Annotated in this window: 7 protein-coding genes; 1 reads left to right on the top strand and 6 read right to left on the bottom strand. The window is 37.0% G+C overall.

Going from position 1 to position 15,444, the window contains the following annotated elements; genetic code table 11:
- Positions 1-861 precede the first annotated feature (861 nt).
- Genes JO950_RS08840 through JO950_RS08850 form a run of 3 tightly spaced genes read right to left on the bottom strand, consistent with a single transcriptional unit; the run spans position 862 to position 4,887 of the window.
- Entirely contained in the window at positions 862-3,357 is a 2,496-nt protein-coding gene (locus JO950_RS08840) for a TonB-dependent receptor (protein ID WP_202702312.1), read from the bottom strand.
- Positions 3,347-4,303, bottom strand: coding sequence for a FecR family protein (locus JO950_RS08845; RefSeq protein ID WP_202702313.1), 957 nt, complete (start codon positions 4,301-4,303; stop codon positions 3,347-3,349). The genes JO950_RS08840 and JO950_RS08845 overlap by 11 nt, the downstream gene beginning before the upstream one ends.
- Before the next feature lie 2 nt (positions 4,304-4,305).
- Positions 4,306-4,887, bottom strand: a complete 582-nt coding sequence (locus tag JO950_RS08850; RefSeq protein ID WP_202702314.1) for an RNA polymerase sigma-70 factor — start codon at positions 4,885-4,887, stop codon at positions 4,306-4,308.
- A 139-nt stretch (positions 4,888-5,026) separates the two neighbouring features.
- Here JO950_RS08850 and JO950_RS08855 point away from each other — a divergent pair, with 139 nt between their 5' ends.
- Positions 5,027-5,617 (top strand): outer membrane beta-barrel protein, encoded by a 591-nt coding sequence (locus JO950_RS08855; protein ID WP_202702315.1) that lies wholly within the window; start codon positions 5,027-5,029, stop codon positions 5,615-5,617.
- Positions 5,618-5,890: 273 nt separating this feature from the next.
- Here JO950_RS08855 and JO950_RS08860 read toward each other — a convergent pair whose 3' ends face one another.
- The 3 genes from JO950_RS08860 to JO950_RS08870 all read right to left on the bottom strand — a co-directional run bounded on the left by JO950_RS08860 (position 5,891) and on the right by JO950_RS08870 (position 15,008).
- A complete protein-coding gene (locus JO950_RS08860) occupies positions 5,891-8,074 on the bottom strand; it encodes a TonB-dependent siderophore receptor (RefSeq protein WP_202702316.1) in 2,184 nt (727 codons plus the stop codon).
- Between the two features lie 143 nt (positions 8,075-8,217).
- Complete coding sequence (locus JO950_RS08865) at positions 8,218-14,532, bottom strand: Ig-like domain-containing protein (protein WP_202702317.1); 6,315 nt, start codon at positions 14,530-14,532, stop codon at positions 8,218-8,220.
- A 26-nt stretch (positions 14,533-14,558) separates the two neighbouring features.
- Positions 14,559-15,008 carry a hypothetical protein gene (locus tag JO950_RS08870; RefSeq protein ID WP_202702318.1) on the bottom strand — a complete coding sequence of 150 codons (450 nt, stop codon included), beginning with the start codon at positions 15,006-15,008 and terminating at the stop codon, positions 14,559-14,561.
- Positions 15,009-15,444 lie beyond the last annotated feature (436 nt).

The following is a 15,444-nucleotide window of genomic DNA, read 5'->3' on the forward strand; positions in this document are numbered from 1 at the left end:
GACATTCCTCCCCAGGTTTTGCTCTTGATCCCTTTTCTGGCTTTCAGCCTTTTCTCCCCAGGTTTTGTTCTTGATCCGTAAAATAGGTAAAAAAAGTAAATCTTATGAAGTGCTAAGGTTTGCAATTGCCCTGGTTTTATTTTGGATTTACATTGTAACTGAAGAGAAAACAATAGGGTATCCGAACTATTTGTTTAATTCGCTTTTCTGGATAATATTGGTTGTTATTGTTGTAAGAAATTTACAGATAACCATCAATGATTTTAAAGATTTACGAGATAAGATTGATAAAGCAATTTTTACTTTTTTATATATATTCAAAATTTTAATTATTTCTTTCTTTTTAAGTGGAATCGTTTTAATTCCTTTTAATTTGTATAATAGGTATTATTCGAAAAGAAATGCAATAGAACTTATTAAATGTGAAATAACAGGATTGTCTGATTATTCGAAAAATAGTTGTTTTTATTATAGCTATAAAGGCGAAGTGTCTATTATTTATGCTCATCGAAAAATAATGTCCGATATTTATATTAATAAAAGTTATCAGGATTATTTATTCGTGGCTAAAGCTAGAAAAGGATTATTAGATACTTATTTAATAGAGAGCTGGGACATTGTTCATAAGTAATCTCCTGCCGACGGGATGTAGCGCTCATGAACATGACTTGAATGATGTTCAATAATGTCAGATAAGGAAGGAAATTGTCTCCGAATAACAATATACAAAATCCGACAGGTTTTTAGAACCTGTCGGATTTATTTATGAATAAGTAGAGAAAATGTATTGGTTCATTTCGGGGTCAACTACCAAAAAGAGATTGTTTATTTTTTTTTGCCTTTTTTTAGAAATTCCGATAATTAATTTAATTTCTCTTTACCTGTCCCAAAAGTATAAGTATATCCAGCGTAAGGAAAATATTTAAACATTCTGACCTGTTCTAAATTAAAGGTGCCATTACTTAAACTTGTTTCAATGATAAACGGTGGAGATTGTCCTATGAGATTGTTAACTCCAAAGTACAATCTGGATTGGTTGCCGGATTTCGTTTTTTTTGTTTTTGAAACGCCAACATCTACATTGTAATTTCTCGGTAAGCGATAGTTATTAGGCTTTGATATTTCATTGCTTTGGTTGGGATCTACTAAGTACGAATCTTTTTTGTCATTATAGGAAAAAGAATCTGGTGCCGAGATTAAAACGCCGGAACTATAATTGAACAAGGTGGATAGGACCCAGGATTGATTAATATTCCAAATAACAGCTCCTTTTATTTGATGGGTTATATCGTTTGGAGAATTAAAGGTCTGACCATTATTTATTGTGGGGAATCGCAATGTCGATTTGCTCAGGGTATACGATGCCTGTACATCAAACTTTTTGAACTGCTTAGAAAATTCAAGTTCCAAGCCTCTTGAATTGCCAAAACCGATTAGAGGGGATTGTGTTTTGTCTTGATCTGAAACATCATAAAGGGGTGGATACATTAAAATATTGGATACTTTTTTTTCGTAAAACTGTAATCTGATATATCCTTTGTTTAAAGTTTTTTCATAGCCGGCCTCATAGATAAAAGCCTTTTCCGGAGGTAACTGATCTGTACTCGGCATGCGTAAATCTGTGGGTAAAGCATAGGTGTTCTGGGCAATTTGATGATAAAATTGTTCCATTATGGCATAGGAGGCAAAGAGACTATTAGAAGTGTTGTATTTATAAACCAAACTGGTACGGGGCTGAAAAGAATTATAAACCTTGTTTTTAGTTAAAAAAGTGGCATAATGAAGACCCGCTTTTATTCGAACTTTATCGGACAGCGTTATATCGTTGTCCCAATAGGTTTTGAAATGTAATGACTTTATCAATTGATCACGCTCAACAGTGTTATTAGAAAAATTAGTCATATTTATTCGTAAGCCTATCGCGCTATTTAGGAAGGACGACCAGTGATAATTCAGGTTGTTTTCGATACCTATATCTGTAATGCGAAACTTTCTGGTTCCATCCTCATCTGCATTGGCAAACTGATTATTATAGTTGCTTAGCAGTAGAACCGAATTCTGAAACAGTCTGGGGTTGTACACCCTGTTCCAGCGCAAAGAAAGTGTTCTGTTGGTCCAGGTAAGTTGAGGTGCTTCGGAAGAAAAGAAATTTACACGAATAAGATCTCCACCGGTATAGGCGCCAAGGTACAACCGGTTGGACGAATTAATAAAATAGTTAATTTTAAAATAGGCGTCATACATCCGGTATTTAAAATTAATATCCTGATCAAAAATCGCTTTGGTCAAAGCATCAATCCAGCTTCTTCTTGCGCTGATCATAAAGGACATCTTGTCTTTTATGATAGGTCCTTCAATCATCGCAGAACCCGTTAGCAAACCAATATTAGCAGCCCCGTGGTAGGACTGCATGTCGCCATCTTTTGTTTTAACATCTATGACTGACGAAAGTCTTCCTTCGTAACGAGCCGGAAAGCCGCCTTTGAAAAAACTTATTTGTTTGATGGCCTGCGAATCGAAAATAGATAATAAACTCGTAAAATGATTGTAATTGTAAATAGGAACACCATCTAATAAAACCAAATTCTGATCGCTTGAGCCTCCTCTGACATTTAAAGAAGTGCCGTAGGTGCCCGGTTTTAAGGTAAGAAGTTTTAACGGATCTGATTGCCCCATTAGAAGGGGAAGAGCGTTAATGTGCTGCGTATCGATTATGCTGGAAATCTCATTTAAAGGTTTTTTGGATGACTTAACCTCAACCGGAGCAAGGGATAGTCCCATGGTAAGATTGAAGTTTTTTTTAATGGTTTTGTTTACCAATATCGTATCTGTTTGTGAAGTAAAACCGGTATAACTCGCATTTATGATATACTTGTTTTTGGGTAATGTTAGCGTATAATAGCCATAATCATTACAATTAACAGCAATGTTTGTGTTTAAAACCCGTACAGTAGCGTAGGGTAGCGCTTCTTTACTGCCGCCTGCATAAACAAACCCGCTAATAGTAAATGGGGCAGGAGCCCGCAAAACGGTGTAAATAATTATTTTATCATCTCTCTCCAGAAATTTTACTGATTCTGAAGCAAAAAGAAGATTTAGCAGTGTCCCTAATTCATAAGTTCCTTTGTCGATCTTTATCTTTTTGCCAAGATTGAGTTTATTATTGCTTAGGGATAAATTTGCGCCTTGTGTTATAATGGTGGAAATATAAGCTCCGATACTATCATTCTCTATTTGGATAGTGATCTTTTTTTTCAGCAAGCTTGTTTTTTGTGCTTGTACAGATCCGGCACAAAAGAAAAGTACAGAACAGCATGTAATGATTAACCAGTGATTTATGAAAGAATTACTTTTCACAGGATATGTTTTTCACCCAAACAGTATTGCCCTTTTGGGTATAACTAAGCCCAAACAATAAACGGAATTCTTCCAATATTTCTTTTATGGATTCGTTCTTGAAATTTGTAGTGACGGTGCAGGAATCAGAGATTTTGCCTTCCACCTGTATTTTAATATGATAACAATTTTCAATATCCTCAAAGGCTTTTTGAAGTGGAGTATTTTCGAAAGAAAGAGACTTTGTTTTCCAGGAGAGTAAGTTTTTGTCGGCTGTGTCACTTTTAATTAATCTGTTGGAGGTATAATGAGCTGCCTGTTTTTTCTCCAAAACGACTGTTTGGTTAGTAGGAGTGGCGGTAACCTTAACTTTTCCTGTAATCACTGCTACCGATTTCTCTTTTTCTGTTGTTGTTACAACAAAAGAGGTTCCTAAAACTTTTACGGCGAGTGTGCCTGTATTTACAGAAAAAGGCCTACTCTCGTCGTGTTTTACTTCAAAGAAAGCTTCCCCATTTAAGCTGACAGTACGGTTGTTCCATAGAAATCTTCTATAAGTAATACTTGAGTTGTCATTCAGCGTAACTAAAGAACCATCACTCAATTCGATATTTTTCACCTGTCGGTTAGCGGTTTGAACGGTTATCTCGGCATTCGCATACAAGAAAGCGAACGTGCTTATTAAAATAAAAACGGCTGCAACGGCTGTTGCATAGATGTATTTTTTGTGCAACTGAAATACGGTTGGTTTCGTGGAGGATAAATTTGGAGCTATACGGTTCCAGGCATTAGCGGTTTCAAATAACTGAGGAGAATCTAATGGCTGACTTTCTGCAAAAAAAATCTTAAGCGAGAGGTATTCATCAGGATTGTTTTTTATCCAATTCAGTAATACAGCTTCTTCCTCAGGTGTAGTTTCTCCTGAAAAATGCTTTGCTAATAATACATTAATATCTTGGTTGTCCATGGTTATACCTCTTTTAAATAAAACACAAATTCTTTTAAAACCCCCACTATATAATAACTAAAATACCATATTTTAAAGAAAAGAATTAAGTTGGGATGCTGTTTGACAAATTCTCGTATATGTCGGATGGCTTTGCCCATCTGATTTTCTACTGTTTTTATGGATATTTCTAATTTCTCTGCAATTTGTTTATAGCTTAATTTTTCAATACGACTCAGTTTGAAAATTTCAAGACATTTTGGTGAAATTCCATTAAATGCATCTTCTATAAGCTGGTTCGCATCTGGTAAGGGTTTCGTTTCGGGAATTTCTTCGGCAATATCGGTAGACATTTCGTCAATGTCAAGCATATAGATTTTTTTTCTCAAAATGGATATACACCGGTTCTTAACAGCTATATACAGGTAATATTTGAGGCTCTTTTCAGAAAGTAAATCCTTGCGGGTTTCCCATATTTTAATCATCAGTTCCTGTACTACATCTTCGCTTTCGTCCCTGTCCTGAAGATACTTATAAGCATGATTGCATAAGGGCTGATAAAGCTCGCTGAACAATTGTTTAAAATGCTTTAGGTCCTCATTCATATCATAAAAAAGTAGTGGTATTTTAAAATTTTACTGCAGCGTATAGGGGTATTTTAATTTTTAGCGTATTAGTAATAAGGCAGTATAAGATATTCTTGCCACAAATTTAAATTTATTAACTATAAAGTAATTAAAACAGATGAAAAAGTCGATTATTGTATGCGCAATTTTTTTAACATTCGGTACAACTGTAGTAAAAGCACAAGAAATCAGTAAGCATGAAATAAATCTAACCTATAGCGATGGTATACCGGTGTCCTTTGCAGATGGTTTTTCAAATGCATTATCTTCTGCAATTTTGGGGCAAAAATTAAATTCTGAGACGACCTCTTCCGGAAATTTTGGTTTGGGATATCGATATCAGATCACTGAACGAATAAGAGTAGGTGGTGATGTCGCTTTTCAACAGGAACAAACCAAACAAAGCGACAAAAATTACAAACCTATTGCTACGAGAACCAATCGCTATTTTATGGCAATGCCAACAATATCGTTTAGTTACATAAAAACAGAGTGGTTGGATTTTTACGGTTCCGCTGCTGCAGGTGTTATTGTGGACAACTATACCAATGCAGAAACGGGCAAAGCAGCCGTTAAAGATAATACTACTGATTTTGCTTTTCAGGTTAATCCTGCAGGCCTTCGCGTAGGTAAAAAATTTGGGGGATTTGTGGAAGCAGGATTTGGATATAGAGGAATTATTAGTGCCGGTCTCAATTATAAATTTTAAACAGTAGTTTATTAGAAAAAAGCAAATGGCATAAGCTGTTCATAGATGGCTAAGTATTAAAAGTACTTAGCCATTTACTTTTACAAAAAGATCAGTTGTCTAAAAAAACAACTACCCGTGTTTTATTTATAGGAATAGATGTCTTTTTATTCAAGGAAATAACAAATTGCTTTTTTGTGTTTTTACATCACATCGCTTTTTTTAAAATTATGCAATCCTTTTATTGCGATGAAAGGAGTTTAGATTTGTAAAAACAGAAATGGGAATTTTATATTAGAAGTGGTATTTTGCTGCTACAGATAGATTTCTACCCGATGCATTGATGCCCGATGCAAAAACGCGGTACTGTAGGTCTAAAATATTTTCAATTCCGGCATAAACCGATAAATTCTTATTGACATTAAAGGTCGTTTTGACATTAATGGTTTGCCATGCCGGCGTACCTCCTTTAGGAGCATATTTTTGGTTGTCCTCACCATTTGAAGAATAATCACTAATATCTTTCTTGCCATTAAACAATGTATAGAAATCCAGAAGCATTATTTTATTTTCATATTTCAATCCTGCTTTTCCGTAGATTGGAGCGATATGATCTAATGGAGTATTCCCCGCACGATCCATTATTTCTCCTTTGGTAAACGTTACCATACCATAAATTCTCAGTGGTTTTGTGATAACCATTTTCAGGGTGGAAGAAAAACCGCCTACATAAGCATTTCCTTTGTTTTGCATGGCAAACACCTCGCTTTGCACTCCTTCGTAAAGGACAGAACTTTGCCCATTATACAAAAAATGATCGGTAACAATGGCATCAAAAAGGCGGGTATAATAAACCGTATTGTCAAACTGAATTCTCTTTCCCTGCCCAAATGCTACAGTAAAATCGGTTGTTACTGATTTTTCAGGAGCAATATTCGGATTGGGTACAATCAAGGTTCCAGGCACTGATTCGAAAAGTTTTCCTAAATCATCCACATTTGGAACTCTGTAACCCGAAGCCAAATTGAAAACCAATTTAGTACTCTTAATATTCTTTGCAATTCCGACAGTACCGCTATAAGTGAAGTTATGCTGCTCGATCATGTCATAAGGAAGTTTGAAAAATGAATTATCGGCAATAGTGCTTTTTAAGGAAGAGTAACCTGTACGAATGCCCAAATTATAGAAAGTAGTTTCGTTTATTTTTTTATTATAAGTTGCAAAAACATCTGCTCTAAAGGTATGATTTATGCCGTTTGGGTAACGAGTGTCTGTTGGAGACACCATGCCGGTGATGCGGTTTGAACTGTTAGCAGTCGAATTGAGATTATCATAAAAAAATTCGATTCCGTAAAGAAAATCACCCTTGTTTAGTTTCTTTCTGAAATCTGCGTTAAAAGCAAATACATTTACTTTTTCGACCTGACTTTTAGTTTTGTTATCGTTAAATTTTCTGGAGATTCTGCTTTCTTCAATGTTTTGATAACTCACTCCAAGATTCATATCACTTTCGAACAAGGCCTTTTGTTTCGAAAATTTATAAGCCGAAAGAAATCTTTTTTGTGGGCCATAATTCCAAACAGCATATTTCAGCCCCGAACCTGATGGATCGGTAAGACGGTCATATCTTGGCACATCTGAAGAAGACGAATATTGTAGATTTAAGCTGTGCTGCGTATATTCATCTTGTTGAAAAAATATCTTTTGCATGGCATTGTATTGCTTATATCCGGAAAACTTCTGTATAAGCGGATTCTTGTTCTGTACCAAATAGTCTACATTGTTTGAAGTTTCAACATATTGAGGACGCTCGCCAAAAGATTCATTCTTTCCTTTAGGATTACTTCCCATTCTCAAATCGCCGTAATCATTATACGAGAAAGAGGATAGAGAGCTCCATCTTTTACCTGCAAAATTAAGATCAAAATACTGTGTTGATCCCTTATTAGCACTGTTGTATCTTACCATTGCATTTCCTGAAAACACTTTGTTATCCGTTTGGGACAGAAACATGGGGTTTTTGGTTCTCATATTGATGGCACCACCCAACGCATCGCTCCCAAAAATAGTTGATGAAGGTCCAAAAAGAACATCAATCTGTTCCAACGAGTTTTCATCAACCGTAATTATATTCTGTAAATGTCCGGCTCTGTAAATAAGGTTGTTCATTCTAATTCCATCTATCAGAAGCAGGATCTTATTGGCTTCAAAACCTCTTAATACGGGACTTCCTCCTCCTTGTTGCGATTTCTGAACAGCTACTGTACCAGTGTTGGTTAGTAAATCGGCAGTGTTTTGGTTTTTTTGAAACTCTATCTCCTTTTGCGAAATGTGTTTAATATCCTGCGTCGACTTGGAATAACGTTCTGTAATGATATGTATTTCTTTTAATTTTTTTGGCTCTGTAGTGTCGGCAATTTGTTGTGAGTAAGCTGTAATAACACCAAAGAATGCTATTAAAAAGGGGGCTTTTTTCATGTAATAATAAATTAGTTTAAAATTTTCTCTCGAATAGAAAAGTTGTTGATATTCTATTATAAAGCGTTAGGATTACACAACTCCTAAAATCTATGAATGGTAATTATTGTTTTCTGTGTAACATAAAAGGATAGTAAAAAACATTATTTCTTTTTCTTATACATAGAAGGCTTTTCTATGATAATTATTTTTTCACTATATATTCTTTCATCTAAGTGAATGCGTACAATGTATGTTCCCGAAGGTAGTCCCTGAATGTTTACCGCTTTCTCAAACATAGCATTGTCGATACTCTCACTTTTTTGTTCTCTCACGAGCCTGCCGTTTACATCCATTATGCTATAGTAAAAACTCTTTCCGGTACAATCCATAAATTTGATATTGAAATGTGTGGTGCATGGATTTGGATATAAGATGTATTTAGGTTTAACAACAGGAGGATTCTCAATTGCCAGATTTTCACAAATCCCCATCTTAGACCAAGTGGATTGATTTTGATCAGGTCGTTTGTTTTTGTTAATTGCCAAAGCCCTGTAGATAATGTTTTGATAGATTACCTGATCTCCAATTAAATAATCTGTTGAAGTATTCCATGCCATACTTCTGCAATTTTTGCTCACTATATTTAAATTTGCAAAGGTGTATTCGGTACCGTTTTTGAGAACGGCGGTTGCTGTGAAATAGTGGTCTCCCGGACTGATGTTAGTTAGAACAGCTAAATAAGGATATTTGTTTATTGTAGAAATTATTTCCCCATTGTCTTTAATGATAATGTATGATAATACAGCATCAGGATCAGTAACATTGAAAGTGAATAAAAGGTCCTTTCCATTATCTGCCGCCTGATTATTTTCAGAAGAAGAAATCATACTAATAATTGGGTTGGTTTTTACAACAATAATTACAGGAGCCGAGCTGGTCACGTTTCCGGTATTGTCTGTAGCTTTTGCTACTATCTGATAAGTTCCTGCAGGCACTTTTTCCCAATTGTATGTATAGGGACTGCTTGTTGAAGTCGATAGTAAGGTTGTTCCGTTATAGAATTCTACTTTAGAAATTGTTCCGTCAGAATCGGCTGCTGCGGCATTGATTGTAATACTTGCAGGAGCAATGAATATAGTAGTATTTACGGGAGCTGTAATGCTTACTGTCGGAGCCTGATTATTAGCAACAACTATGTTGACGACAGAAGATGTTGCTGTTGCATTTCTATTATCATATGATTTTGCTGTTATCTGATAAGTTCCCGCTGGTACCTTTTCCCAATTGTATCTATACGGACTGGTTGTTGAAGTCGATAGTAAGGTTGCTCCGTTATAGAATTCTACTTTAGAAATTGTTCCGTCAGAATCGGTTGCTACAGCATCGATTGTAATACTTGCAGGAGTAATGAATGTAGTATTGTTAAAGGGAGCAATAATATTTACTGTCGGAGCTTGATTATTATTAACGACTAGGTTTACCACGGCTGATGTTGCTGTTGCATTTGTATTGTCATATGATTTTACTGTTATGGCATAAGCTCCTGCAGGCACATTTTTCCAATTGTATGTATAGGGACTGGTTGTTGAAGTCGATAATAAAGTTGTTTCGTTATAGAATTCTACTTTAGAAATTGTACCATCAGAATCGGCTGCTACAGCGTCGATTGTAATACTTGCAGGGGCAGTAAATACAGTATTATTAGCGGGAGCAGTAATGGCTGCCGAAGGTGATTGATTGACTGGTGTATTTACTGTAATTGCAATTGCAGAAGAAATGGTAACATCGCCGTCATTATCGTAAGCTTTGGCCGTTAACGTGTACGTTCCGGCAGCTACGTTTTTCCAATTGAAAGTATACGGACTTGTATTAACTGTTCCTAATAGTGTAGTACCGTTAAAGAATTCTATTTTGTTTATGCTTCCGTCGGTATCTTTAGCTGTGGCGGATATGTCGAAAGTGGCAAGAGCAACATAAATGGCATTGTCAGCCGGAGTGGTAATGCGTACTGTAGGGGGGTGGTTCACTCTGACTGAAACTATTGAAGAGGTAGTAACAGCTCCATGATTATCGTAAGCTTTGGCAGTTAAGGAGTACGTTCCGGTAGTTAAGTTTTTGCAATTGAAAGTATACGGACTTGCATTAACGATTCCTAACAGTGTAGAGCCATTGTAGAATTCTACTTTGTCTATGCTTCCATCGGTATCGTTAGCTGTGGCTGATATATCGAAAGTGGCTGGAGCAGTATAAATAGTATTGTCGGTCGGAGTGGTAATGTTTACTGTTGGTAGTTGGTTCACTTTGACTGAAACTTCGGAAGAAGAGGTAGCAATTCCATTATTATCGTAAGCTTTGGCAGTTAAGGTGTACTTTCCTGCAGCTACAGTGTTCCACTTGAAAGTATACGGACTTGCATTAACGGTTCCTAACAGGGTATTTCCATTGTAGAATTCGACTTTGTCTATTTTCCCGTCGGTATCGTTAGCTGTGGCTGAAATATCGAAAGAGGCTGGAGCATTATAAATGGCATTGTCGGCCGGACTGGTAATGCTTACTGTTGGAGCAATATTATTGATGACAGTAAAATTCACAGGAGCAGAAGAAATAACCATTCCGCTATAGTCGTAAGCCTTTGCTATCAGATTGTAAGTTCCGCCACTTACTCCTGCCCAGTTATAATTGTACGGACTGTTAGTGGATGTACCGATTAAAGAGACCCCGATATAAAATTCCACTTTACTTACAGAACCATCTACATTGGCAGCAATATTAATGGTGGCCGGAGCAACATAAATAGCAGCATTAGCCGGAGCAGTAATGCTTATTTTTGGTGCATTGTCTAAGCTGCAAAATTCAATTTCCGCTACATCACAATAACCATTGGCCGGAGATAAATATCTCACATATCTGAAAGCAGTACCATTGGAAATCGCAACCTCATTCCATGTCAGAATTGGAGTAGAGGGAATGGTGTACAGATCCACTACTCCACTACTAAAATCAGCGACATTGCTCCCCTGGAATTTTCCTCCTCTCATTCTGTTTTCATAAGATTTCCTTGGATAGAAACGTATTGTTTTAACCACTTTTGCTGTTCCGAAATCTAATCCAGTATATCCTGAACTGGCTGAACTAGCACTAAAATTTGTATTTGTATCTCCGTCAAATGCTTTATCATATTCATAACCTGCTACCCAGGGAGAAGTCCCAAAAGAGCTGCTTGAAAAAGAAGAACAGGCGAAAGTAACGGTAGCGGTTATAGGTGAAGAGTCAGTAATCCCGCCATGATTATCATACGCCTTAGCGGTGAGCGTGTAAGTTCCTGTAGGTGCATCTGTCCAACTGTAACGGTAGGGACTGGTTGTTGAAATTCCTAACAAAGTGATGCCGTTATAAAACTCAACTTTACTGATGGTGCCATCAGAGTCAGAGGCTGTTGCATAAATGTTAATGTTCGCAGGATTTGTAAAGACCGCATAATCGTCAGGTGAAATAATGGAAACTGTTGGGTTTTGATTTCCTACTGTGACGGTAATATCAGAGGAAACGGATGTAGTATTTGTATTATCATAAGCTTTTGCATAAAGTTGATAAGTACCGGCGGGAACTCCCGTCCAGTTAAACGAATAAGGACTTGATGTAGCAGTACCCAGCAAAGTGGCACCCTGATAAAATTCGACTTTACTAATTGATCCATCTGTATCAGAGGTAGCTGCCGTGAGCGTTATATTCGCAGGACTAGCAGCATAAAGTTCATTATTGAGTGGTGCTGTAAGGTTTACTGTTGGATGCTCATTAAAAGCACAGAACTCAATCTCCGCAACATCACAATAACCATTGGCCGGAGATAAATACCTGTAATACCTGTAGGCAGTGCTGTTGGGTATACTAACGTCCTGCCAGGCATAATTTGGCTGGATTGGGATGGTGTACAGATCCACGAAACCAGCGGAAGTAGAGGTATTGGAACCCTGAAATTTTCCACCTTTCATCCTTATTGCTTGTGACGTTCTTGGATAATATCTAACATTGGTAACCACTTTTGCTGTTCCAAGATCTAATCCGGTATAACCTGAACTGGCTGATGAAGCATCAAAAACGGTATTTATATCTCCGTCAAATGCTTTATCATATGTAGAATAGGTGTAATAGGGAGCAGTGCCAAAGGGAGTTCCTGTGACTTTATTGCAAACAAAAGTTACCATAACCGTTACTAAGGCAGAGCTTTTCTTGTTTCCCAGATTATCATAAGCTACAGCAGTCAGATCATATTTTCCGGACAATACTCCATTCCACGAATAAGTATATGGGGAGGACGTGCTTGTACCTAGTAACGTAGTTTCATTATAGAATTCTACTTTACTAATGTTTCCTGAACTTACAGAAGCGGTTGCAGTGAGATTGATAGTAGCGGGACTGCTAAATGTTGTATTGTAGACTGGCGAAGTCATAGCTACCATAATGTTACTTGGGGGAGGGACCAAATCACTTTGCCACACCCCTCTTCCATAATAATAAACATTCAAAGTGCCTTTAGAAATACCGTCATTATAGATATCCATATCTCTTATATTGCAAATTATAGGAAGGCCTGAAGAGTAATTTACCCAGGAGGGTTTAGTATTGTCCTTATAATAAACGCCCATAGCATAAGAAGCATATATAGCTTCATTCGCACTTTGATGATCAGCAACCACCTTTAGCACGCTTGCTGCAGGAAATCCTTTTGTAATTGTCCATGTTGTTCCTTTATCTGCAGAGCGATAAATAGTATTTCCAAGCCCTAAGTATAGAATATCTGAATTAGGTATGGGAGCGACGGAGCCTTTAGTTGATGTAGCAGGAAGTGTTGTCTGAACAAATGCAGCATCAGTCCTCGCATTGTCTGATCTGTATAATGCAGGAGAATCTGTAAATGCATATAAACGATCTGCATTACCAGGATCTACCTGGAGGTCTTTTATGTTACCGGACGGTACGGTGTAAATAAGTGTCCAGGAAGGAGAAGCTGAAGTTAGATTAGTGCAACGATAAATTTTTCCGGCATTAGCATGGTAAGCAATATCTGCATTTTCAGGAGTGAAGACAAATTTCCCGCCCGATGGAGTTTCTGGCAGATTCAAACTTGAACCAGAACCCGAAGGATAAGGACGTCTCCCTCCGTCTGATTCAGAGTAAAAATTACCGGAATAATCAAACCACATATACGGACCATAGTCACCACCTCTGTCATTATAAAAGACACCATTATTGTAGTAAAATCCGCCATTATCCTGTGTTCCTATGTATTGTAGATTTCTATTCGCTTTGCCAATGGCACCATGATAAATTTCGGTGGCTGCTATACCGTCAGACTTTGGAGTCCATGGGCCTGTTCCGTTAGCTGTATTGCTCCAAACTCCACCATCGTTGGCATTCCAAAGCTGACCGCTAACATAAGGATCAAATAAAATGTGATGCTGGTCGGTATGAAGATCGTATGCCCAGGATGGTTGTTGCTTCACCCATGTAACGCCCGCATCTGTAGAACGCCATATCGCATGAGCACATACATAAAGCTCATTTGAATTAGCAGGATTGACTTCAATATCAAAATTATAATCTCCCTGGCCACCCGCGGATGCCGAATATCCGGCAAGATACTCTGTAGTTGAACGCATGCTCGTAAAGGTATTTCCCCCATCTGTTGATCTGTAAATTTCTACTATAGTATTAGCGCCAATATTAGCAACATAAACAATATTCGGATCGACTTGAGAAACGGATACTCTTGTTCCGCTAGCTCCGAATACAAAGGCTGGAGAAGTGATTTCGGTCCAGCTGTCTCCGGCATCAAGAGAACGATAGAGATGTTTAGGATCCGTTGCATAAATTATCTGACCATTTGTGCCTGGTTTGAAACAGATATCCTCAACTTCAATATTAGGAACAGATTTTAAGGTCCAATTGGCACCTGCGTCTGTCGATTTATAGATGCCGTTATTGGTAGCTGCAATGATCGTATTGTTATCCGTAGGAAGAAAAAGCATGTGTATAACCAATCGATTACCCATGCCGGTATTTGATACCGCCCAGGTGGCTCCTCCATTGATCGTTTTATACACGCCTAAACCATTATAGGAATAATTTGCATCACCTGTCCCCCAATACATCACCTGATCGTTGGTAGGATCTACGGCGATGGAAGCAGATTGTGCTTTAACAACCTGATCGGTTCCTATTGATTTCCAGTTAAGACCTTTGTCATTACTCTGATACAATCCTCCTGAAGCACTGACAGCATACATTTTGTTAGGATCTGTGGCGTGAAATTTAATCTGACTACAACGTCCAATACCGTGTACCTGACCAATGGTTTTCTGTGGAAAGGGTATAGGTCCAATATTTTTCCAATTAGGAGTGGGAGTTTGAGCATTGGTAAGGTTAAAGAAAAGAAAGCATACAAGTAATACTGGAATAGGTAGATTTGTTCGCATAGATTATTTTTAAGATTATCGGGGATTTATTGCTTCGTTTCTTGTCTCCTTTGCAATTCTTGTCGGGCCATTTCCTGAATTTCATCCTCAGACATTATTCTTCCGTCAGATTTAACCAAACCTTCACTTTGGATTCTCCAAAATTTAAATCTCTTAAAATCTTCAGCATACTGAAGCGATTCTTTTTTTAGTGCTTTGTTGCTTTTAAAGAGTCTGGAAATGAAGGATCTTTCTTTTAATTCTTCCAGTGCTTCTTCTTCTCCTTCCATCAATTCTAACGGATTGGGTTTCCCTTTCCAGAATTCCTCAAAAGCAACACTAGTTTCATTGAAGTTCGCATTAGGGTTCTTCATCATTTCTTTCCATTTTGGACTTTTACGAAATTCTTTCCGTTTTTCCTTTCCAATTTGTGATTGTGCAATCGACAGTTGCAGAAAGAACAACAATGGAAGCAGTATAATGGTAGTTTTCCTCATTTTATAATAGAATTAAGGTTAATTGTTTGTTTTTAAAAGAGATATGCAGGTAAAAATGTAAATGAACTTTTTTTTCTTTTTTCTTTGTGTATGAATCTTTTCAAATAAAAGAAAGCTCGCTATAAAAAGACATAAGTTCAGTTGTCGGACTTGAGTTACTTTTCTTTAAATCAGGTGTTTTTGTTTTCTGACAACAACTGATTTGTTCCCTGATTTAGAAATCAAAGAAAACTTGGTTTAAAACTTACTTTGATTAGAAGTAGACTCCATTTTTTGTTTGATATTAGGACAAAAGTATAGCTATAGTCTTGCTTTTAACAGGCTATTGTAACAACTGTAATTTGTGTGTAATGATTGGTTATTTGTGATTAATATCTGGTTTTTTTGAACGCAAGACAGTTGGGAGTGTTTTAGATGGGGTGGTTTTGCGAAATAA

The organism is Flavobacterium sp. UGB4466, from assembly GCF_903469665.1.
GTDB lineage: Bacteria > Bacteroidota > Bacteroidia > Flavobacteriales > Flavobacteriaceae > Flavobacterium > Flavobacterium lipolyticum.